17 protein-coding genes are annotated in these 21,243 nt (G+C 72.4%); 8 read left to right on the forward strand and 9 right to left on the reverse strand.

What is annotated here, in order from left to right; genetic code table 11:
* Positions 1 to 3 precede the first annotated feature (3 nt).
* The 6 genes from ACNF49_RS35710 to ACNF49_RS35735 are packed head-to-tail and all read right to left on the reverse strand — an operon-like array spanning position 4 to position 7,101.
* Entirely contained in the window at positions 4 to 300 is a 297-nt protein-coding gene (locus ACNF49_RS35710; protein WP_357969202.1) for a hypothetical protein, read from the reverse strand.
* Positions 301 to 318: 18 nt separating this feature from the next.
* A complete protein-coding gene (locus ACNF49_RS35715; RefSeq protein WP_482940332.1) occupies positions 319 to 1,569 on the reverse strand; it encodes a NosD domain-containing protein in 1,251 nt (416 codons plus the stop codon).
* A gap of 58 nt (positions 1,570 to 1,627) precedes the next feature.
* A complete protein-coding gene (locus ACNF49_RS35720) occupies positions 1,628 to 3,412 on the reverse strand; it encodes a glycoside hydrolase family 13 protein (protein WP_482940333.1) in 1,785 nt (594 codons plus the stop codon).
* A gap of 5 nt (positions 3,413 to 3,417) precedes the next feature.
* Positions 3,418 to 4,257 (reverse strand): sugar ABC transporter permease, encoded by an 840-nt coding sequence (locus ACNF49_RS35725; RefSeq protein ID WP_357969195.1) that lies wholly within the window; start codon positions 4,255 to 4,257, stop codon positions 3,418 to 3,420.
* On the reverse strand, positions 4,254 to 5,822 hold the full coding sequence (locus tag ACNF49_RS35730; protein ID WP_482940334.1) for an ABC transporter permease subunit: 1,569 nt from the start codon (positions 5,820 to 5,822) through the stop codon (positions 4,254 to 4,256). The genes ACNF49_RS35725 and ACNF49_RS35730 overlap by 4 nt, the downstream gene beginning before the upstream one ends.
* A gap of 1 nt (position 5,823) precedes the next feature.
* Entirely contained in the window at positions 5,824 to 7,101 is a 1,278-nt protein-coding gene (locus ACNF49_RS35735; protein WP_482940335.1) for a sugar ABC transporter substrate-binding protein, read from the reverse strand.
* Between the two features lie 298 nt (positions 7,102 to 7,399).
* Between ACNF49_RS35735 and ACNF49_RS35740 the strand changes: the two genes are divergently transcribed.
* The 3 genes from ACNF49_RS35740 (at position 7,400) to ACNF49_RS35750 (ending at position 11,181) form a co-directional block, all read left to right on the forward strand.
* On the forward strand, positions 7,400 to 8,893 hold the full coding sequence (locus tag ACNF49_RS35740; RefSeq protein ID WP_357969188.1) for a glycoside hydrolase family 13 protein: 1,494 nt from the start codon (positions 7,400 to 7,402) through the stop codon (positions 8,891 to 8,893).
* Between the two features lie 63 nt (positions 8,894 to 8,956).
* Positions 8,957 to 10,315: a sensor histidine kinase gene (locus tag ACNF49_RS35745; protein WP_357969185.1), complete on the forward strand. Its 1,359-nt coding sequence runs from the start codon at positions 8,957 to 8,959 to the stop codon at positions 10,313 to 10,315.
* Between the two features lie 47 nt (positions 10,316 to 10,362).
* Positions 10,363 to 11,181 carry an SAM-dependent methyltransferase gene (locus tag ACNF49_RS35750; protein WP_482940336.1) on the forward strand — a complete coding sequence of 273 codons (819 nt, stop codon included), beginning with the start codon at positions 10,363 to 10,365 and terminating at the stop codon, positions 11,179 to 11,181.
* Here ACNF49_RS35750 and ACNF49_RS35755 read toward each other — a convergent pair.
* Positions 11,178 to 12,506: a cation:dicarboxylate symporter family transporter gene (locus ACNF49_RS35755; RefSeq protein WP_482940337.1), complete on the reverse strand. Its 1,329-nt coding sequence runs from the start codon at positions 12,504 to 12,506 to the stop codon at positions 11,178 to 11,180. The two genes, ACNF49_RS35750 and ACNF49_RS35755, sit on opposite strands and share 4 nt — an antisense overlap.
* 104 nt (positions 12,507 to 12,610) lie before the next feature.
* Here ACNF49_RS35755 and ACNF49_RS35760 point away from each other — a divergent pair, with 104 nt between their 5' ends.
* From ACNF49_RS35760 to ACNF49_RS35780, 5 genes are all read left to right on the forward strand, one after another.
* Positions 12,611 to 14,104, forward strand: a complete 1,494-nt coding sequence (locus ACNF49_RS35760; protein ID WP_357969178.1) for a sensor histidine kinase — start codon at positions 12,611 to 12,613, stop codon at positions 14,102 to 14,104.
* Positions 14,101 to 14,802, forward strand: coding sequence for a response regulator (locus tag ACNF49_RS35765; RefSeq protein WP_357969175.1), 702 nt, complete (start codon positions 14,101 to 14,103; stop codon positions 14,800 to 14,802). Before ACNF49_RS35760 ends, ACNF49_RS35765 begins: the two co-directional genes overlap by 4 nt.
* 73 nt (positions 14,803 to 14,875) lie before the next feature.
* The gene (locus ACNF49_RS35770; RefSeq protein ID WP_482940338.1) at positions 14,876 to 16,912 is read left to right on the forward strand and encodes an N-acetylneuraminate synthase family protein; all 2,037 of its coding nucleotides are present in this window, start codon (positions 14,876 to 14,878) and stop codon (positions 16,910 to 16,912) included.
* Positions 16,913 to 16,915: 3 nt separating this feature from the next.
* Positions 16,916 to 17,902 carry a glycosyltransferase family 2 protein gene (locus ACNF49_RS35775; protein WP_357969171.1) on the forward strand — a complete coding sequence of 329 codons (987 nt, stop codon included), beginning with the start codon at positions 16,916 to 16,918 and terminating at the stop codon, positions 17,900 to 17,902.
* The gene (locus tag ACNF49_RS35780) at positions 17,902 to 19,137 is read left to right on the forward strand and encodes a polysialyltransferase family glycosyltransferase (protein ID WP_482940339.1); all 1,236 of its coding nucleotides are present in this window, start codon (positions 17,902 to 17,904) and stop codon (positions 19,135 to 19,137) included. The genes ACNF49_RS35775 and ACNF49_RS35780 overlap by 1 nt, the downstream gene beginning before the upstream one ends.
* On the opposite strand, the gene ACNF49_RS35785 is transcribed toward ACNF49_RS35780, so the two are convergent.
* Both ACNF49_RS35785 and ACNF49_RS35790 read right to left on the reverse strand, forming a co-directional pair.
* The gene (locus ACNF49_RS35785) at positions 19,121 to 20,299 is read right to left on the reverse strand and encodes a DUF6716 putative glycosyltransferase (RefSeq protein ID WP_482940340.1); all 1,179 of its coding nucleotides are present in this window, start codon (positions 20,297 to 20,299) and stop codon (positions 19,121 to 19,123) included. The two genes, ACNF49_RS35780 and ACNF49_RS35785, sit on opposite strands and share 17 nt — an antisense overlap.
* Positions 20,296 to 21,237: a hypothetical protein gene (locus ACNF49_RS35790; RefSeq protein ID WP_482940341.1), complete on the reverse strand. Its 942-nt coding sequence runs from the start codon at positions 21,235 to 21,237 to the stop codon at positions 20,296 to 20,298. Before ACNF49_RS35790 ends, ACNF49_RS35785 begins: the two co-directional genes overlap by 4 nt.
* Between the last annotated feature and the right edge of the window lie 6 nt (positions 21,238 to 21,243).

Here is a 21,243-nt window from a genome sequence, read left to right on the forward strand (position 1 = left end):
GGCTCAGGCGGCGGCCCAGACGGCCTCGAAGGCCGCCTGGGTGATCTCGGTCAGCTCCCAGATCTCCAGCGGCTGGTCGGTGAGGAAGCCGCGATCGTCCTGGAGCCGGCCCCACCAGTAGCGGTGGGCGACGCGGTCGGTGTCGACCTCGATCTGCCTGATCGCCCAGTGTTCGCCGTCGCCCTCGACGCTCTCGAACAGCCAGACGCGCCCGCCGGGGCCGGCGGTGTGCCAGAAGCGGTGGGGCACGTCGGCCTCGGCGAGCTGCTTGACCAGCGGCAGGCGAAGATCCGGGACCATGCCCCGTAGGCTACACCGCTACCGCTGGTAGGCCCCGGCGTCCGGCGCCCCGGACAGCGGCCGGCCCAGCATGTCCTTGCCGAAGGCGGCGCCGCCGTACCAGGTGGGCGACAGCGGCAGGCCGCGGCCCAGCGCCGGGGAGCCCGGACGCAGGCGCAGGTCGGTGCGGGAGACGAACAGCGGGTCGGCCCTGACCGACTTCGGCCCCAGCTTGAAGGTGAGCTTGCGGCCGTAGTAGACGCTGCCGCCGTCGTCGACGCCCTTGCCGTCGGCCCAGCCCGCCTCGCCGCCGACCGCGATCACGTTGTTGCGCAGCCTGAGGATGGAGGGGCCGCAGCCGTCGTGGCAGGACCAGCCGATGGTGTCCTTGGCCGGCAGGTAGACCGAGTTCTGGACGGCGATCGTGCCCTTGACCGGGCCGACGACGTGGCCGGGGCCGCGGGTGATGAGGAAGGAGCCGCGGCTGCGGCCGGAGGTGACGACGTTGAAGGCGAAGATGTTGCCGGTGGCGGTCTTGCCCTTCTGGGCGCCCAGCTCGGTGAAGGTCTCGTTGTCGCGCGCGTGGTTGTGGGTGATGCGGTTGCGGTCGCCGTTGAAGATCTCGACGGCGGCGCCGTCGGTGCCGTAGTCGTGGCTCTTGGCGTAGCTGCCGGTGATGGTGTTGCGGGTCACCAGGTTGTCGTCGCCGTTGAGCAGCACGCCGAAGGCGCCGGAGTCGTTGTCGCCGCCCTCGTCGTCGACGCTCATGCGGTTGTTGGCGGTGAGCGTGCTGTCGCGGACGGTGTTGTGCGAGCCGGACGGCGTGACCCACACGCCCGCGACGTTGCCGTCGGCCGCGACGCCGCTCAGCTCGGTGTGGTGGCCGCCGAGCTGGAACCCGGCGAACCGGCAGCCGGTGGCGCGCAGGCCGCTGATCTGCCAGTAGGCGCCCTTGACGACCACGCAGTCGCGCTCGTCGCCGCTGATGCGGGGCAGGGCGCCGGAGCCGTGGGAGCGGACGACGATGGGCCGGGCGGCGGTGCCGTTGGCGGTGAGCCTGAGCGGGCCGGTGAAGCTGCCGCCCCGCTTGAGGCTGACGATGTCACCCGGCTTGAGGTCGGCGGAGTTGACCTTCTCCAGCGACCTCCACGGCTTGTCGGGGCTGGTGCCGGCGGCGGAGTCGTCGCCGGCCCTGGAGTCGACGTAGTAGGTGGTGGCCGCCCTGGCTTCCGCGGCGGTCGGTACGACGGTGAGAAGCGAAGCTGCGACGGCTACGGAGAGCAACCTCATGCGGGCACACCACTATCCAGTTGGAGACGGTACGGGGCCAGGCCATACCGTAGCGTGATCAGCGTGTGATGCGCCACACACACACCGAAGGACCGTCCCCCGGGATCACGTCGCCGTCCTCGGCGTTGTGGACGCCCTGGGCCTGCGCCCCGATGGGCAGCGCGGCGCCGGGCGCCCGGCGGACGGCCACCAGCAGCGACTCCTCGAACGTCTCGCGCGCGAAGACCAGGCAGTCGGCGTCGGAGTGCAGCCAGCGCAACCCTCCGTGACGCAGCGCGGGCTCGGCGCGGCGCAGCCCGAGCAGCTCGCGGTAGGCCGACAGGGTCGCCAGGTCCTGGTCGTGCGGCCGGTTCCAGGGCATGGGGGTGCGCGAGTGCTCCCCGTTGATCCCGGTCAGGCCGAACTCGCTGCCGGCGAAGACCATGGGCGTGCCGGGCAGCGTGGCCTGCAGGCCGAGGGCCGGCAGGTGGCGTTCGCGCGAGCCGGTCACCGTGCGGATGCGCGGCGAGTCGTGGGAGTCCAGGAGCTGCCAGGAGTGCGTGAGCGAGCGCCAGGACATGTGCGAGGCGAAGGACCTGAACGTGGCCAGGGTGTCGGTGCCGTCGCGCTCGGGCACGCCGCCCGGCACGCCGAGGAAGTGCGGCAGGTCCAGCTCGGGGCCGCGCAGCCAGGCCCAGACCGGACGGGTGAAGCCGCCGTAGTTCATGGTGCCGTGCCAGCCGTCGCGGTCGAGGTCGAGCGAGGCGTCGTGGTTGTGCTCGGCGATGAAGGCGGCCTCGGGGCCGAGCTGCCGGCGCAGCATGGCGGCGACCTCGTGGGTGCGGTCCTCGGCGCCGAGCCTGCCGGTCATGTTGGCGACGTCCACGCGCCAGCCGTCCAGCGGGCCGAGCCACTTCTTCAGCACCGCGCGCATGCTGGAGCGCACCAGCTCGCTGCCCCAGTTGAGCTTGGGCAGCGACTTGACGCCCCACCACGACTCGTAGTCGCCGGTGTCGGGGTCGAAGTAGAACATCTCCCGTTCGAGGGCGTTCACGTCGGAGACGGCGGCGGTGAACCATTCGTGGGCGTCGCCGCAGTGGTTGGTGGTGATGTCGCCGAGCAGGCGCATGCCGCGGGCGTGCAGCGCGCCGGACAGCCGGTGCAGGGCCTCGTCGCCACCGAGCAGCGGGTCGACGTGCTCGAAGCTCGCGGCGTCGTAGCGGTGGTTGGAGCGGGCCGGGAAGACCGGCGTCAGGTAGACGGTGTCGGCGCCGAGCCCCTGGATGTGGTCCAGGCGCCGGGTGATGCCGTCGAGGTCGCCGCCGTAGAACTGCTGGGCGGTGCCGGGGCCGCTGGGGATCACCGGGTCGCGGTCCCAGTCGCGCGGCAGCGCCCAGTCGGGCAGGTCCGGCATCGGGCCGGAGCGGTCGAACCGGTCGGGGAAGATCTGGTAGACGATCGCGTCCGACATCCACGAGGGCGGCGCCTGGTGGCAGACCAGGCGGAAGTCGCTCGCGTCGGTCACGTCGTGGCCGACCGGGCCGGCCGCGGTCAGCCACAGCTGGCCGCGGCGGGTGTGCAGCAGGAAGCGGTACGGGGTGACCGGGTTGACGGGGGTGACCTCCGCCTGCCACCACACGTCGTCCGCGCCGTAGCCGGCGACCGGCGTGCCGGTCCTGGACCCGTCGACGCGGGCCTCGGCGTAGCGGGGCTCGCCGTCGCAGACGGTACGCACGTGCACCCCGGTGATCCCGGCGGCGCGCGGGGCGCGCAGCCAGAGGGTCACCCTCGAGCCGAGTGCCGGTTCCCGGTTGGAGACGTAGAGAGCTGAGCCGTCGTGGTGCGGCTCGCCGACATGGCGCAATGGACCTATCCCTTGACAGCCCCGGCCGTCAGGCCGGAGACGATGTACTTCTGCAGCCATAGGAACACGCTCACCGTGGGTACGGCGGTGAGCAACGTCGCGGCGGCGAACATGCCGAAGTTGGCGTTGCGGTGGTCGCCGGCGATCATGCCGTACATGCCGACGGCCAGGGTCTTGCTCTCGGGGTCGCGCAGGAACACGTTGGCCATGAGGAACTCGCTCATGATGCCGATGAAGGCCAGCAGCGCGGTGACCGCGAGGATCGGCGTGACCAGCGGCATGATGATCCGCCAGAAGATCTGCGCGTGGGTGGCGCCGTCCACGGTGGCGGCCTCGTCGAGCTCCTTGGGGACGGTGTCGAGGAAGCCCTTCATCAGCCAGGTGTTCACGCCGAGCGCGCCGCCCAGGTAGAGCAGCAGCAGGCCCCAGACGGTGTTGAAGCCGAACGCCGGGTACAGCTCGGTCACCCTGGTGAAGATCATGAAGATCGTCACGATGGCCAGGAACTGCGGGAACATCTGGATGAGCAGCAACGCCAGCAGCCCGACCCGGCGGCCGGCGAAGCGCATGCGGCTGAAGGCGTAGGCGGCCAGCATCGACAGCAGCAGGCTCGCGAACGACGAGACCAGCGCGATGAACACCGAGTTGAAGAACCACCGGCCGAACGGATAGTCGTCGGAGGCGAGCAGGTTGACGAAGTTGTTCAGGCTCGCCCCCGACGGCACCAGGTCGGTGGAGGCCAGCGTGCCCATCGGGTTGATCGCGGCCGAGACCACGAACAGGATCGGGAACAGCGCGAACACGCACACCGCCAGCACGAACACGTGCCTGAGCGCGATCCTCATGCGTAGACCTCCTCCTGCTTGCGGGTACGGCGGAAGGCCACGGCCGAGATGACCGCCACGATCGCGAAGATGAACACCGAGATCGCCGCGGCGAACCCGAACTGCGCCCCGCCCGCGCCGAACGCCAGCCGGAAGGTGTAGGTGATCAGCAGGTCGGTGGCGCCCACCTGCGGGCTCTCGGCCGGGAACGGCCCGCCGTCGGTGGTGAGCGCGATGGCGTTGAAGTTGTTGAAGTTGAACGCGAACGACGAGATCAGCAGCGGCGTCAGCGCGACCAGCAGCAGCGGCAGCGTCACCCGGCGGAACGCCTTCCACGGCGTGGCGCCGTCGATGGAGGCCGCCTCGGTCAGCTCGCGCGGGATCGCCTGGAGCGCGCCGGTGGTGACCAGGAACATGTACGGGAAGCCGAGCCACAGGTTGACCAGGATGACCGCGAAGCGGGCGGTGACCGGCTCGCCGAGCCAGTCGACGCTCAGCCCGAAGAGCTGGTTGATCAGGCCGAAGTCGCGGTTGAACATGTCCCGCCAGACCAGCAGCATGGCGAAGGCCGGCATCGCGTACGGCAGGATCAGCGCGATCCGGTAGATCTTCGTGCCGCGCATGCGCGGGTGGTGCAGCGCCAGCGCCACGGCCATGCCCAGCCCGAACGTGCCGGCCACCGAGGCCAGCGCGAACACCAGGTTCCAGCCCAGCACGCCGACGAAGTAGCCGGAGATGGTGGGGTTGGTCAGGACACGGGCGAAGTTGTCCAGGCCGACGTTCGCCTGCCAGCCCTGCGCCAGGTGCTCGCCCTGGGCGTTGACGAAGTAGCCCTGGGCCTCGTCGGCCGTCCAGGTGCCGCCGTTGCCCTTGACGCAGTCGCAGGCGGCGTCGTAGACCAGCGCGGCCTTGCCCTCCACGGCCCGGCTGAGGCCGTTGGCCTTGATCGCGCCGCCCTGCGTCGGCACGGACAGCGCCGAGATCTCCTGGCCGCGGGCGGCCGCCTCGGGCGCCTTCAGCACGGTCACGCCGGGGGCCGACAGCACCTTGCCGGTGAGGCCGACCTGGGCGCCCGCCAGCGGGGTCAGCCCTTCGGCGGTGCCCAGACGCACCTGCTTGGTCTTGGGGTCGAGCAGCAGGAACACCAGCTCGTCGCCGCGCAGGGCGGCGGTCAGGCCGTACTCGGGCGAGCCGGGGGCCTGGCGCACCGAGCCGGTCTCGATGGCGGTGACCGCGTCGGCCTTGTCGCCGCGGTGCCCGTCGCCGAAGTTCGTGAACGCCGTGGTCACCGTGTAGAGCACGGGCAGCACCTGGAAGGCGATCAGGAAGAGGGTGCCGGGGACGAGGTACTTGGCCGGGATGAAGCGGCGGGTCAGGTACAGGTAGGCGATGGCCGCGGCGGCCGACGCCAGCAGCGCGAGCGAGATCCACGACTCCGCGGCGACCAGCGGCGGCACGGCGTAGAGCAGGATCGCCGCGGCCACGGCCAGCACCGCGATCCTGCTCACCACGAACGCCGTGGTGAGCTCCCGGCGAGGCCGCGGGGACACGGTGGTCCCCACGGCCTCGTGCACGTCCTGGGTCATGTCAGTTCTTGAGCGCGCCGTCGATGGCCTTCTGCGCGGCCGCGGCGGCCTTGGCCGCGTCGCCGCCCTTGACCACGGCCGTCTCCGCGATGCCGAACGGCTCCCAGATCGCGGCCATCTCGGGGATGGCGGGCATCGGCATGCCGCTCTTGCCGGCGTCCATGAACTTGGCGGCGTCGGGGTCGGCGGCCTGGACCTCCTGGAGGGCGGCGGTCAGCGCCGGGGGCCGCGGGTCGGCCTCGTACAGGGCCTTGGCGACGTCCTTGTTGGTGACGTAGTTGGCGACGAACTCCTGGGCCAGGGCCTTGCTCTTGCCCTTGGCGGCCACGAAGAACGACTGGACGCCGACGAACGGCGTGGCCGGCTTGCCGTCCTTGAACGCCGGGACGGGCGTGATGTCGTAGGAGATGCCGCCCTTCTTGACCTCGCTCATGGCCCACGGGCCGGAGATCAGGTAGGCGCACTTGCCGGCGGCGAAGTTGACGATGTAGTTCTCGTTGGTGACCGACGTCTTGAGCGCGCCGTCACCCTTCTCGCCGAGCTCCTTCAGCTTGCCGAACGCCTTGACCGAGCCCTCGGAGCCGAGCAGCACCTGCTTGGGGTCGGGATCGCCGGCGGCGGTCTGGCCGAACAGCGCGCCGCCCGCGGAGGCGAACAGCGGGTAGGCGTGGAAGGCGTCGCCCTTGACGCCGACGGGCAGGCAGAGCACCTCCTTGACCTTGCCGGCCTTCTTCAGCTCCTTGCCCTTGTCGATCATCTCGTTGATCGTGGCGGGGGCGTCGGGGGCGAGCTTGGTGTTGCGGATCAGGGCGATGTTCTCCACCGCGTACGGGGCGCCGTACACCTGGCCGTTGAAGGTGACCGCCTTCATGGCGATCTCCGAGAAGGCCGCCTTCTGCTCGTCGGTCAGCGTGACGGGGTCGATGGCGCCGTTCTGGACGAGGTTGCCGATCCAGTCGTGCGCGCCGATCATGATGTCCGGGCCGCTGCCCTGCTGGGAGGCGGTCAGGAAGGTCATCTGGTTGTCCTTGCTGATCTCCTTCACCTCGACGGTCACGCCGTTCTCGGTGCCGAACCGGTCGGCGAAGGGCTTGAGCGGCTTGACCCGGCTCGGGTCGGCCCAGATGACCAGCGTGCCGCCCGCCGCCGGGGCCGGAGCCGAGGCCGAGGCCGAGCCGCTGGGCTGCGCCGACGGGGCGGTCGAGCCGGAGTCACCACAAGCCGTAGCGGCGAACGCGAGGGTGGAGAGGGCGGCCACTCCCAGGACCCGTACACGCATGAGACCTCCCGAGGTCATGGAGGAGCGGCGACGCCTGCGCGCGCCGCCGCCGAAGATCGTTATCCGCCGCTGTTCACGGCTTACGTTTCCGGGACGTTAGCGGCTCTTTGCAAGAATTGGAAGAACTTGCGAAAGAGCGTTACCGGAACCACATCCGACCCACGACGCGCTGACCTCGCCGCACCCGCGATAACGGCCGTACAGGGAATCTGCAACTTTCCGAAACTTGCACTTGACCTGTCGCAAGGACGCGCGACATCCTGCACCAGACATCACGGACATCGGGGGAAGGAAAGCCATGCTCGGCAACGACGACTGGTGGCGGGACGCCGTCGTGTACCAGGTCTACCCCCGGAGCTTCGCCGACGCCGACGGCGACGGTACCGGCGACCTGAAGGGCGTCCGGGAACGCCTGGGCCACCTCGCCGGGCTGGGCGTGGACGCGATCTGGCTGAGCCCCTTCTACACCTCGCCCATGGCCGACGGCGGCTACGACGTGGCCGACTACCGGGACGTGGACCCGATGTTCGGCACGCTGGCCGACTTCGACGCCCTGGTCGCCGAGGCCCACGAGCGCGGCATCCGGGTGATCGTGGACCTGGTCCCCAACCACTCCTCGGACCGGCACCCCTGGTTCCAGGCCGGCCTGCGCGACCGTTACATCTTCCGCGACCGGCCCAACGACTGGGAGTCGATCTTCGGCGGCCCGGCCTGGACCCAGGTCGAGGACGGCCAGTGGTACCTGCACCTGTTCGCGCCGGAGCAGCCCGACCTCAACTGGGACAACCCCGAGGTGCGCGCCGAGTTCCGCGACGTCCTGCGCTTCTGGCTGGACCGGGGCGTGGACGGCTTCCGCGTGGACGTGGCCCACGGCATGGTCAAGGCCGAGGGGCTGCCCGACGTGGGCCCGAAGGAGGGCCGCCAGGCCGAGATGCTGGGCGACGAGCAGGTGCCCTACTTCGACCAGGACGGCGTGCACGACATCTACCGGGAGTGGCGGCCGATCCTCGACTCCTACCCCGGCGGCCGGATGGCCGTCGCCGAGGCGTGGGTGTCCTCGCCCGAGCGGCTGGCCCGCTACGTCGGGCCGGACGAGCTGCACCAGGCGTTCAACTTCGAGTTCATGATGGCCGACTTCCACGCCAAGTCGTTCCGTACGGTGATCGAGAAGTCGCTGGCGGAGGCCGAGCTGGTCGGCGCGCCCACCACCTGGGTGCTGTCCAACCACGACAAGCCCCGCCACGTCACCCGGCACGGCGGCCTGGCCCGCGCCCGCGCGGCGACGCTGCTCATGCTGGCCCTGCCCGGCTCGGCCTACCTCTACAACGGCGAGGAGCTGGGCCTGCCCGAGGTCCTCGACCTGCCCGACGAGCTGCGCCAGGACCCGGCCTTCCGGCGCACCGGCGAGAGCCGCGACGGCTGCCGGGTGCCGATCCCGTGGACGAGCGAGCCGGGCTGCGGCTGGCGCGACCCGTGGCTGCCGATCCCGCCGTCGTGGACGCTGCTGTCGGCCGAGGCCCAGGAGCACGACCCCGACTCCACGCTGAACCTCTACCGGGCCGCGCTCCGGCTGCGCAAGCAGCACCCGGCGCTCGGCGGCGGCACGCTGCGGTGGCTGGAGGCTCCCGAGGACGTGCTGGCCGTCCAGCGCGACCCGGGCCTGGTCGTGATGCTGAACACCGGCGAGGACCCGGTCGCCCCGGTCGTGCCCGGCACGGTGCTGCTGGCCAGCGGCCCGCTGGCGGCCGACGGCTCGGTCCCGCCGGACACCACCGTGTGGATCCAGCGTTGAGGTTGGGGGAACCTTTCCCTTGACGCGGCATTTGGCGGCAATGACGGTTAGTAGTCTCGGGGAGTGCCACCCCTGTGGGCCCGCTCCCTGCGCGGACGCGTCACCCTCATCGCGACGGCCGTAGCCGCCCTCGTGCTGATCCCCGTGGGCATCGCCGGGTGCATCGTCTCGCGCTCCCTGGTGACGGCCGGCGTCTACCGGGACACCCGGGACACCGCCGAGCGGGTGGCCTCGGAGATGCGCGCGGGCGGGCTGCCGCCGCAGGGCACCACGATCCCGGTGCCCAACCCGTCCATCGACCTGATCCAGATCGTCGGCACCGACGGCCGCGTCCTGGCCAGCAGCGACGCGGCCAGGAACCTGCCGCCGCTCAGCGACGTGCGGCCCACGGCCGAGAGCCGGGTGGTCAACACCACCAACTGCCTGCCGACCGAGTGCGTGCACCTGTCGGCGGTCAAGGCCGGCATGTCGGAGGACTCCCCCATCGTCTACGCCGGCCGCAGCACCCCGGAGGTGCTGGCCTCGCAGACGCTGGAGGTGATCGTGTTCTCCCAGGTGGCGGTGCTGATCGCGCTCACCGCCTGGGCGACCTGGCTGGTCACCGGCCGCGCGCTGCGCCCGGTGGCGACCATGCGCGCCGAGCTGGACGCGGTCAGCGCCGGCGACCTGAGCCACCGGGTCACCCAGCCGGGCGGCGAGGACGAGGTCGCCATGCTGGCCAAGGCCGTCAACAACACGCTGGCCCGGTTGGAACGTTCCGCGTTGCAGCAGCGCCAGTTCGCCTCCGACGCCTCCCACGAGCTGCGCACCCCGATCGCCGGGTTGCGCGCCCAGCTGGAGAGCGCCCAGCTCTACCCGGAGGACACCGACGTCGAGGCGCTGGTGGACAGCGCCCTGCGGGACACCGACAGGCTGGAGGCGATCATCACCGACCTGCTGCTGCTGGCCAGGATCGGCTCCCGGGTGGACGTCGCCAGGGAGCCGGTGGACCTGGCCGGGCTCGTCCGGCAGGAGTTGGCCGTGCGCAGCGACAAGCTGCCCACCCGGCTGGAGCTGACCGACGGCGTGGTCGTCGAGGGCGTGCGCCTGCAACTGGCCCGGGTGCTGACGAACCTGCTGGACAACGCCCAGCGGCACGCCGAGACCATGGTGCGGGTCGTGGTCACCAGGGAGGCGGGCCCGGCCAGGGGCGGCACGGCCGTGCTGGCGGTGGAGAACGACGGCCAGGAGATCCGCGAGGCCGACCGCGAGCGCATCTTCGAGCGGTTCACCCGCCTCGACGCCGCCCGCAGCCGCGACTCCGGCGGCACCGGGCTCGGCCTGGCCATCGCCAGGGACGTGGCGATGGCCCACCGGGGCAGCGTCCGCGTGGAGGACCGTCCGGGCGGGGCGCGGTTCGTCCTGCGGCTTCCCGCCATCTGATGTCGAAAGCGTAGATTTCCGGCAGCCAGTTAGTGGATCATGCCCTCATGACGCAAGAAGTCCCCCAGGGCGTGGATCCTCACATCCCCAACACCGCGCGCATGTACGACTACTTCCTGGGCGGAAAGAACAATTTCCCGGCCGACCGCGAGCTGGCCGAGCTGGTGCTGAGCGCGATGCCGGAGGTCAGGGACGGCACGCGGGAGAACCGGCTGCTGATCGGCCGGGTGGTGCGGTACCTGTGCGAGCAGGGTGTCACCCAGTTCCTCGACCTGGGCTCCGGCCTGCCGGCCGCCGAGAACGTGCACGAGGTGGCGCTGCGGTACGCGCCGCAGGCCCGCGTGGTCTACGTGGACAGCGACCCGGTGGTGGCCGCCCACGGGCGGGCCCTGCTGGCCGGCCCCGAGCAGGTGGCCATGCTGCACGGCGACGTCCGGCGCCCGCGGGAGGTGCTGGACAGCCCCGAGGTGCGCGGACTGCTGGACTTCGGCAGGCCCGTCGCGGTGCTCATGATGTTCCTGCTGCACCTGATCCCCGACACCGACCGCCCGCAGGGCTTCGTGGCCGCCTACCGCGACGCGCTCGCGCCCGGCAGCTACCTGGCCCTGTCGCACGTCGGCACCGACCACGCGCCCGAGCGTGTGGCCCGCGTCAGCCAGTTCTACCGGCGGGCCAACGCGCCGTTCTGCCCGCGGCCGGGCAAGGAGATCGCCGCCTTCTTCGGCGACTTCGAGCTGATCCCGCCCGGTCTGGCCACGGGCAAGGGGCCGGAGCTCGGTTTCCCGTTCACCGACCCCGAGAGCCCGCCCTTCTACGACGAGGACTTCGCCCGCATGGGGTACGCAGGCATCGGCCGCAAACCCTAGACGCGCACGGTCCGCCGCTCCGGCTCCGGCTCGGGGCGGTCGTCCTCCTCGTCGATCAGCGTGGACTCGTCGAACGGCGCCCGCCCGGCCAGCACCTCGGCGGCCCGCTCCCGGTCGAAGTCGCCGGTCCAGGTGCCGACCACGACGGTGGCCACGGCGTTGCCCGCGAAGTTGGTCAGCGCCCTGGCCTCGGACATGAACCGGTCGATGCCGACGATGAGGCCGACGCCGTCCACCAGCTCGGGGCGGTGCGACTGCAGGCCGCCGGCGAGCGTGGCCAGGCCCGCCCCGGTCACGCCCGCGGCGCCCTTGGAGGCGACCATCATGAACAGCAGCAGCGAGACCTGCTCGCCGACCTGCAGCGGCGCGCCGGTGGCCGAGGCGATGAACAGCGTGGCCATGGTGAGGTAGATGGCGGTGCCGTCGAGGTTGAAGGAGTAGCCGGTCGGCACGGTGATGCCGGCCACCGTCCGGCTCACGCCGAGGTGCTCCATCTTCGCGATCAGCCGCGGCAGCGCCGTCTCCGACGACGACGTGGACAGGATCAGCAGGAACTCCCGGCCGAGGTAGCGCAGCAGCGACCACAGGTTGACCCGGGCGACCAGCCACAGCAGCGCGCCCAGCACCACGCCCACGAACAGCAGGCAGGTGACGTAGAAGGCGATCATGATGATGGCCAGGCTCTTGAGCGCCTCGATCCCGGTGGCGCCGACCACGGCCGCGATGGCCCCGAACGCGCCGACCGGCGCGGCCCACATGACCATGGCCAGGATGCGGAACACCAGCCGCTGGACGTGCTCGACGCCGCGCAGGATCGGCGCGCCGCGCTCGCCCATGGCCTGCAGCGCGAACCCGGCCAGCAGCGCCACCAGCAGCGTCTGCAGGACCGAGCCCTCGGTGAAGGCCGACACCAGCGTGACGGGGATGATGCCGAGCAGGAAGTCGACCCCGCCGGTGGCCTCGCCCTTGGCCGCCTCGGCCTCGGCGGCCTGCCGGGCGGCGTCGGTCAGGTGCAGCCCGGAGCCGGGGTCGATGACGTTGCCGACCAGCAGGCCGATGACCAGGGCCACGGTCGACATCACCATGAAGTAGCCGAGCGCGAGGCCGCCGACCTTGCCGACCTTGGCGGCCTGGCGTACCGAGCCGATGCCGAGCACGATCGTGCAGAAGATGATGGGGCTGATCAGCATCTTGATCAGCGCCACGAACCCGGTGCCGAGGGGTTTGAGCTCCTTGCCCGCCTCCGGCCAGACGAACCCGACCAGGATGCCGAGCAGGACCGCCACGATGACGGCCAGGTACAGGTAACGAGTGCGATCACGCATGAGGGGTCTCCACCGCTTTGGAAAAAGGGGCCGGTCGTGCGACTATGCGGCTCGCTGTGACCCACGTCACGATTGAGTAAGTTTCGTTCACGCAAGGGGGGCTCATGCGCCGCTGGAGCCTGGCGGGCCAGATGCTGGTCCTGCAGCTGCTCGTGGTCGCGGTCGCCGTGACGGGCTGCGCGGTGCTCGCGCTGGTGCAGGCCCACCGCCTGCTCACCGAGGAGGCGGGCGCCACGGCCAGGGCCGTGGCGGTCAGCGTGGCCGCCGCGCCGGGCGTGGCCGCCGCCCTCGACGGCCCCGAGCCGACCCTGACCCTGCAGCCGTACGCCGAACGGGTACGCAAGGAGACGGGCGTCGACTTCGTCACCATCATGAAGCCGGACGGCACGCGCTACACCCATCCGAACCCGGCCGAGATCGGCCGGCGCTTCCTCGGCCACACCGGGCGGGCCCTGGCCGGCCAGACCTTCGTCGAGACCTACACCGGCACGCTCGGCCCCTCCAAGCGGGCCGTGACGCCCGTGTGGTCCGGCGGCCGGGTCCGGGCCCTGGTCAGCGCGGGCATCACGATCGACCGGATCAGCGCCCGGCTGCGCGACCAGGTGGCCTGGAGCGGCCTGGTCGCCGCCCTCGCGCTCGGGCTCGGCGCGGCCGGGACGTGGCTGGTCACCGTACGGCTGCGCCGCCAGACCCACGGGCTCGGCCCGGTGGAGCTGGGCCGCATCCACGATCACCACGACGCCGTCCTGCACGCCGTGCGGGAGGGCCTGCTGCTGGTCGGCGGCGACGGCACGCTGACGCTCTGCAACGACGCCGCCAGGCAGCTCCTGGACCTGCCGTCGGACGCCGAGGGCCGGCACATGGCCGAGCTGGGCCTGTCGGCGCTGCTGGAGGGCCATGAGGAACGCGTGCACCTGGCCGGCGACCGGGTGCTGGCGGTCAACGGCGCGGCCAGCAGGCTCGGCACGGTGGTGACCGTACGCGACCACACCGAGCTGCAGGCGCTGGCCGGGCAGCTCGACGCCGAACGCGGCTTCGCCGACTCGCTGCGCTCGGCCGCGCACGAGGCCGCCAACCGGCTGCACACCGTGATCACGCTGGTCGAGCTGGGACGCACCGAGCAGGCCGTCGCGCTGGGCACGGCCGAGCTGCGCGCGGCGCAGGAGCTGACCGACCGGGTGGTGGGCGCGGTGCGCGAGCCGGTGCTGGCCGCGCTGCTGCTCGGCAAGAGCGCCGAGGCGGCAGAACGCGGCGGCGAGCTGGTGCTCACGCCCGACAGCGACCTCGACGACCTGGGCCTGGACCCGCGCGACCTGGTGACGATCGTCGGCAACCTGGTCGACAACGCCCTCGACGCGGCCACCAGGGTCGAGGTGCAGCTGTGCACGGACCGGGACGGGGTGGTGATCAGGGTGGCCGACGACGGGCCGGGGCTGACCGCGCCGGAGGCGTTCGCGAAGGGCTGGACCACCAAGGGCGACGGTCATGGGCTCGGCCTGGCGCTGGTCGGGCAGGCGGTGCGGCGGCTGGGCGGCACGATCGAGGTGGCCGGGTCGGCGTTCACGGTGCGGCTGCCGGTCCCGGAGCGGGTGCGATGAGCAGGCCGGACCCCGGCCCCGGAGCGGGCGCGCCGGTCTCCGTGCTGATCGTGGAGGACGAGGAGATCACCGCCGAGGCCAACCGGGTCTACGTCGAGCGGGTGGCCGGCTTCGAGGTGGCCGGGGTGGCGCGTTCGGGCGGCGAGGCGCTGCGGTTCCTGCGCGGCCGGCCGGTCGACCTCATCCTGCTCGACCTGTACCTGCCCGACATGCACGGCCTGGAGGTGTGCCGCGCGGTGCGGGCCGGCGGGCTGCTGTGCGACGTCATCGCCGTCACCTCGGCGCGCGACCTGGCGACCGTGCGCTCGGCGGTGTCGCTGGGCGTCTCCCAGTACCTTCTCAAGCCGTTCACCTACGCGACCCTGGCCGAGAAGCTGGCGCGTTACGCCCGGTTCAGGCAGGACACCGGCGTGATCGTCGCCCAGGGCGACGTCGACCGGGTGCTCGGCACCCTGCGCGGCAGCTCCGAGCTGCCCAAAGGGCTGGCCCGCGACACCTTGGACACCGTGTCGGCGCGACTGCGCGAACGCCCCGGCGGCAGCTCGGCGCAGAGCGTGGCGCAGGCCGTCGGGGTGTCGCGGGTGACCGCCCGCCGCTACCTGGAACACCTGGTCGAGCTGGGGATGGCGGTACGGGTGCCGCAGTACGGCGGGGTGGGCCGGCCAGAGTTGCTCTACCGGATCCCCATGGAAAGTTAATGGCGGTGACGCTGCCCGTTCAATCCGGGCCTCTAGCTTCTGGGTGCGATCCGATGCACTGAGGAGAAGACACTTGCGAGTCCTGGCCGTTGTTCCCGCCCGCGGAGGTTCGGCGGGCGTACCCCTGAAGAACCTCGCCCCGGTCGGGGGCGTCCCGCTGGTCACCCGAGCGGTACGGGCATGCCTGCGGGCCGAGCTCGTCGACCAGGTCGTGGTCAGCACCGACCACCCGCAGATCGCCGAGACCGCCCGCGCGGCGGGGGCGACCGTGGTGACGCGGCCCGAGGAGCTGAGCGGCGCGACCGCCTCCAGCGAGTCGGCCGTGCTGCACGCCCTGGACGCGCTCGGCGCGGACCCGGACGTGGTCGTCCTGGTGCAGTGCACCAGCGCGTTCATCGACCCCGATGACCTGTCGGCGGCCGTGCGCAAGGTCCTGGACGGCGAGGCCGACTCGGTCGTGTCCGGGCTGCCGACGCACGAGTTCCTGTGGACGGCCGCGGGCGCGGGCGTCAACCACGACCCCGCCGTCCGGCAGCGCAGGCAGGACCGCGAGCCGCAGTTCCGCGAGAACGGCGCCTTCTACGTCATGCGCACCGCCGGCCTGCGCGAGCACGGCCACCGCTTCTTCGGCGAGGTCGCCGTGCAGCCGGTGCCGCCGCAGCACGCCATCGAGGTCGACGACCCCGAGGACCTGGAGCTGGTGCGGGCCCTCGCGCCGTTCATCGACAAGCCCGAGCCGATCGACGTGGACGCGGTCATCACCGACTTCGACGGCGTGCACACCGACGACCGCGCCTACATCGACTCCGACGGCCGGGAGATGGTCCTGGTCAGCCGCTCGGACGGGATGGGCGTCTCGCTGCTGCGCCGCTCCGGGGTCAAGGTGCTGGTGATGTCCACCGAGCAGAACCCGGTCGTCGCCGCCCGCGCCCGCAAGCTGGGCGTGCCCGTGCTGCAGGGCCTGGCCGAGAAGCGCATCGTGCTGCGCGACTGGCTGGCCATCGAGGGCCTGGACCCGGCGCGCGTGGCCTACGTCGGCAACGACGTCAACGACCTGGGCCCGATGGCCGAGGTCGGCTGGCCGATCGCCACCCCCGACGCGCACCCGCGCGTGCGCGCCGCCGCCCGCGTGGTGCTGACCAGGCCCGGCGGCTCCGGCGCGGTGCGCGAGCTGTGCGACCTGGTGGTGGCCGCCCGGCCCGAGCCGCCCGTCGCCGAGGCCAAGGCCCGGCCGCGGCTCGGCCCGGTCGCGATCGGCGACGTGCTGGTCGGCGACGGCGAGCCCGTGTACGTGATCGGCGAGATCGGCATCAACCACAACGGCGACCTCGACCTCGCCCGCCGGCTCATCGACGTGGCGGCCGAGGCGGGCTGCCAGGCGGTCAAGTTCCAGAAGCGCACCCCCGCGATCTGCGTGCCCGAGGAGCAGAAGGGCCAGATCAGGCAGACGCCGTGGGGCGAGATGACGTACCTGGAGTACAAGGAGCGCACCGAGTTCGGCCACGACGAGTACCGGCAGATCGCGAAGTACTGCGACGAGCGCGGCCTGCACTGGTTCGCCTCGCCGTGGGACGTGCCGTCCGTGGAGTTCCTCGAGGACATGGACGTGCTGACGCACAAGATCGCCTCGGCCAGCGTCGCCGACCACCAGCTGCTGCGCGCCCTGGCGGCCACCGGCAAGCCGCTCATCCTGTCCACCGGCATGTCCACGCTGTCGGAAATCGACCAGGCGGTCGAGATCCTCGGCACCGACCGGCTGATCATGATGCACGCCACCTCCACGTACCCGCTGCCGCCGGAGGAGGCCAACCTGCGCACGATCACCACGCTCAAGGAGCGCTACGGCGTGCCGGTCGGCTACTCCGGGCACGAGCGCGGCCTGCAGATCTCGCTGGCCGCGGTCACCCTGGGCGCGGTCTGCGTCGAGCGGCACATCACGCTCGACCGCACCATGTGGGGCTCCGACCACGCCGCCTCGCTGGAGCCGTCCGGGCTGGAGCACCTCGTCCGCGACATCCGCATCATCGAGCAGGCCATGGGCGACGGCGTCAAGCGCGTCTTCCCCGGCGAGGAGGCGCCCAAGGCCCGGCTGCGCCGGGTGACCGTCTGAGTCATGACGCCGACCACTCTCTCCGTCGTCGTGCCGGTGCGGGACGGTGAGCGCTTCATCGCCGACGCGCTCACCTCCCTCGCCCGCAACGCCCGGCACGACTTCGAGTTCATCGTCGTGGACGACGGCTCCGTGGACGCCACCCCGGACATCATCGCCGACTTCGCCCGCGACCTGCCCGGCCTGGCCGTGCTGCGCAACCCCGCCCCCGTGGGCCTGGCCGACGCCCGCAACACCGGGCTGTCGGCCGCCTCGGGGCGGTTCGTCACGTTCATGGACGGCGACGACTGGCTGGCGCCCGGCTACCTGGCCGGGCTGGTGGCGGCCATCGACGGGCTCGGCTGCGACTTCGTGCGCGTCGACCACGTCCAGGTGGAGGGGCGCAAGCGGGTGGTGCACCGGGCCCCGCTGTCGCGCCGCGGCGTGGTGCTCGACCCCCGCTCGGCGATCCTGCCGGCGGGGGTGCGGACCATGGTGGACTACCCGTACGCGTGGGCCGGGGTCTACCGGCGTTCGCTGCGGGACCTGCTGCACTTCCCCGGCTCGCTGCACACCGCCGAGGACCGGCCGTGGATCTGGCGGCTGCACCGGGAGGCGGCCACGTTCGCGGTGGTGCCGATGGCCGGGGTGTTCTACCGGCGGCTGGTGTCCGGGTCGCTGACGCAGGTCGGCGACGAGCGGCAGCTGCACTTCTTCGACGCCTTCGAGCTGGTCTTCAAGGACCTGGAGCCGGAGTTCCTGCCCAAGGCGGTGCGCAACTTCTGCGCGCTGCTGGCCCACCACCTGGAGCTCGCGGGCCGGTTCACGCCCGCGTTGCGCGCCCGGTTCGAGGAGCGGGGCGCGCAGATGGTCCGCGGCCTGCCGCCCGCCCTGGTGGCCGACGCCGTGTCGCGGATGGCCGTCGAGCGGGAGGCCGTGCTGCGCGCCCTGGTGCCCGACATTCCACCCAGCCCCCACGTCCGGATCCGCCGGGATCGGGAGGACTCCTGATGAAGGTCTTCTACGCCTCGACGCTGTTCGGCGCGATGTCCCTGGCCGCGGCCGTCGACGACGGCCGCTTCGGCGCGGGCCGGCGCGTGCTGATCGTGTCGAACAACGCGGCGATCCCCGAGGTGTCGGTGCCGCTCGACGGCACGCCCGGCTTCGCCGCCCTGCGCTCGCGCTTCGACGAGGTGCACTCCTGGAACGAGCTGATCGCCCCGCTGCACCCCTCCGACTGGCGGGCGCGGGTCATCGAGGTGCCGATGTTCGAGCGGCTGATCCGCTCCCACCTGGCGCTGGACGACGTCGAGGAGCTGGTGCTGGAGTCGATCGCGGTGCCGCCCGCGCGCACGATCGCCGGCCTGGTGCGCGACTGCCCGATCACCGTCTACTCCGACGGCCTGATGAGTTACGGGCCGACCCGCGACCCGCTGCCCGCGGAGATCTTCCGCCGCATCGAGCGGCTGCTCCACCTGGACCTGGTGCCCGGCCTGACCCCGCTGCTGCTCAGCGAGTACGGCGTGCCGCCCGTCGTGCTGCCCGAGGAGCGCTTCCGCGCGGTCGTGGACGAGGTGGCCGCCACCGCGCCGGACCTGCCCGGCGGCCAGGCGGTGATCCTCGGCCAGTACCTGTCGGCGCTGGAGATCGTCACGCCGGAGGAGGAGGCCGGGCTGCACGCCTCGATGCTGCGCGCGCTGGCCGCCCGCGGCTGCACCGACGTGCTGTTCAAGCCCCACCCGGCCGCCGGACGTCGGCACGCGCAACTGCTGCGCGCGGCGGCCGGGCCGCTGGGGGTGCGGCTGACGGTGGCCGGGGAGAGCGTGCCGGCCGAGGTGTGCTTCGCGGCGCTGCGGCCCGAGTTGGTCGTCGGCTGTTTCTCCACCGGCCTGGTGACCGCCCGGCGCTACTTCGGCCTGCCGGTCGCCTCCTTCGGCACCGGCCTGGTGCTCGACCGGCTCACGCCGTACGAGAACAGCAACAGGGTGCCGGCCACGATCGTGGACGCGCTGCTGCCCCGGCTGGGCACCGACGGCGTGATCGACGAGCCGCCGCGCACGGACCTGCCCGCGCTGGTGCGCGCGGTCGGCTACTGCATGCAGGCCGACGCCTATCCCGAGCTGCGCCCGTCGGGCGGCACGTTCGACGGGCGCTACTTCAAGCGCAAGCGCCTGGAGACGCTGGGGCTGGCCGAGCCGCCCTCGGCGCTGTCCAGGCTGCGTAGGAAGATCAGGTCAGCGATCTGAGATAGCGGCGCACCCGCCGCTTGGCCCGGTAGCCCGCCCGCAACATCGTGGGCGGCACCTCCACCCGCAACCTGGCCCGGCGGCGGGCCGCGGCGTGCTCGGGGCCGTCCAGCAGCGAGCGGGCGGGCGGACGTGTCCCGTCCGCGGCCAGGCGGGCCAGCCGGGCCGCCCAGTCGTCGCGGCCGGCCGGGTGGAAGTAGTTGGCCTCGCACCACCGCGGCTCGGCCGTGCGGAAGTCGCCCAGGGCCAGGTCGTCGAGCGTGCCGAGCAGGCCGCTGCCCTCGAACACCAGGTTGATCATCTCGGCGCTGACGCCGAAGTCGCTCAGCACCAGCGACGGCACGCCCATGGCGACGGCCTCCAGCGCGGCCGTCGAGCTGACCGTGACGAACCCGGCCGCCCGCGACAGCTGCTCGTGCATCGACCCGGCCGCGAACGTCAGCCTGCCCGGCTCGCCCATCTCGCGCCACAGCCGCTGGTAGTGGTGGCGTTCGTTGTGGGTCTGGCGTTCGTGCTCCAGGGCGCGCAGCTTGACCACGACCTCCAGGCCGGGCCGGCGTCCGGCCAGCTCGGCCAGCGCCGTGAGCACCCGCTCGCGCTCCTCCCGCGCCCGCGGCACCTTGGCCTGGGTGGCGAACACGACCCGGTCGCCGCCGCCGGACACCGCGCCGGGCCGCAGGAACGGCAGCCGGGCCAGCCCGACCGCCCCTCCCCCGCCGAGCCGGCCGGCGATCGCGGCGAACTCGGCCACCTCGCGCTCGCTGTGCACCACGAACAGGTCGCAGCCGCTGCGGAACAACCACGCCTTCTCCGTGGCCGGCACCGAGATGCCGGGCAGCCCGCTGACGAACACCGGTCGTGCCCGACCCGCAGGCCGCAGCCCGGCCAGCACGTCGGCCACCAGGACGTCCACGACCGGGCCCGTGCAGCCCACCAGGATCGCGTCGGGCCGGGTGCGCTCGGCCAGGCGGCGCAACGACCGCGCCGACAACACCGGGGGCGCCACGCGCCCGCCCACCGCCGCCGCGATCTGCTCCGGGGAGGGCGCGATCGGGGTGCGCACCACCACCAGCTCGCTCTCGCAGCCCGCGGGCAGGTCGTCGAGCAGGCAGGCCGCCCACTTCAGATACGAGTCGGAGTCGGCTACCGCCAGCACCCTCACCTGGAAGCTCCTGTCAAATGCGATCGCAGGCCGGGGGCCGCCCTGCTCGTCCACCAGTCGTCGGGAACGTCCACCGGCTCGACCTCGACGCCGCGCGGGCCGAGCAGCACCCGCAGCGAGGTGATCGCGGTCGAGGGCAGGCTGAGCACCCGCTGCCCGGCGTCGAGGCCGCGCAGCGTCAGCTCGGCCGGCACGCCCGCGTCGTGCACGGTGATGCCGGGACGTTCGCTGATCAGCGCCAGGTCGACGGGGTCCTCGCGGCGGTGCGGGTAGTAGGCCAGCGGCTCGCGCCCGGCCAGGTCGGTCAGCCAGCGCAGGTAGTGGTCGCGGTGGACCAGGCCGTTGCGGACCAGGGAGGTGCCGAGGACGACCGTGCGCTCGGCGGGCCCCTGGGCGCTCGGCGGCTGGGCGCGCAACCAGGCGAAGTCGTGGCGGACGAGGTCGACCCCCACCCTCCGGACGGCGGCGGCCAGCTCGTCGGGGACGGGCAGGGCGGTGAAGACCGACACCCGGCTCATCCGCAGCCGCACCGCGGCTGCCAGGCCGAGCAGGGCGCGCGCCCGCGAAGGGGTCGCCCGCGCCCGCAGCAGCGGCCGGAACGGCCCGGCGGCCAGCAGTTCGAGCAGCCTGAGCGTGGCCAGGCCGTCGTCCACGACGACGATGCGGCCGGGATCGGAGGTCAGCCAGCGCATCTGGACCTTGCCGGAGAACGCGTCGCCCACGGCCTGGACGCGGCGCGGCATGCGCTCGCGCGGCTCGTCCAGCACCAGGCCGGCGGGCAGGTCGAGGCGGCGCAGCTCCTTGCGGGTGGCGCGCAGCGGACGCAGGCCGGCGCGCGGCACGACCACGGTGTCCGGGCCGAGCAGCCCGGCGTGGTGGGCCTCGACGGCGCACAGCATCTGGAGCGGAGACTCCACCCAGGCCGACGCCTGTCTCACCACTCT

The sequence above is a fragment of the Actinomadura sp. ATCC 39365 genome, from assembly GCF_054392275.1.

Bases quoted from the DNA above. Each gene is read 5' to 3' on its own strand.
- ACNF49_RS35710 (WP_357969202.1), bottom strand. From the start codon at position 300: ATGGTCCCGGATCTTCGCCTGCCGCTGGTCAAGCAGCTCGCCGAGGCC.
- ACNF49_RS35715 (WP_482940332.1), bottom strand. From the start codon at position 1,569: ATGAGGTTGCTCTCCGTAGCCGTCGCAGCTTCGCTTCTCACCGTCGTA.
- ACNF49_RS35725 (WP_357969195.1), bottom strand. From the start codon at position 4,257: ATGAGGATCGCGCTCAGGCACGTGTTCGTGCTGGCGGTGTGCGTGTTC.
- ACNF49_RS35730 (WP_482940334.1), bottom strand. From the start codon at position 5,822: ATGACCCAGGACGTGCACGAGGCCGTGGGGACCACCGTGTCCCCGCGG.
- ACNF49_RS35735 (WP_482940335.1), bottom strand. From the start codon at position 7,101: ATGCGTGTACGGGTCCTGGGAGTGGCCGCCCTCTCCACCCTCGCGTTC.
- ACNF49_RS35740 (WP_357969188.1), top strand. From the start codon at position 7,400: ATGCTCGGCAACGACGACTGGTGGCGGGACGCCGTCGTGTACCAGGTC.
- ACNF49_RS35750 (WP_482940336.1), top strand. From the start codon at position 10,363: ATGACGCAAGAAGTCCCCCAGGGCGTGGATCCTCACATCCCCAACACC.
- ACNF49_RS35755 (WP_482940337.1), bottom strand. From the start codon at position 12,506: ATGCGTGATCGCACTCGTTACCTGTACCTGGCCGTCATCGTGGCGGTC.
- ACNF49_RS35760 (WP_357969178.1), top strand. From the start codon at position 12,611: ATGCGCCGCTGGAGCCTGGCGGGCCAGATGCTGGTCCTGCAGCTGCTC.
- ACNF49_RS35765 (WP_357969175.1), top strand. From the start codon at position 14,101: ATGAGCAGGCCGGACCCCGGCCCCGGAGCGGGCGCGCCGGTCTCCGTG.
- ACNF49_RS35775 (WP_357969171.1), top strand. From the start codon at position 16,916: ATGACGCCGACCACTCTCTCCGTCGTCGTGCCGGTGCGGGACGGTGAG.
- ACNF49_RS35780 (WP_482940339.1), top strand. From the start codon at position 17,902: ATGAAGGTCTTCTACGCCTCGACGCTGTTCGGCGCGATGTCCCTGGCC.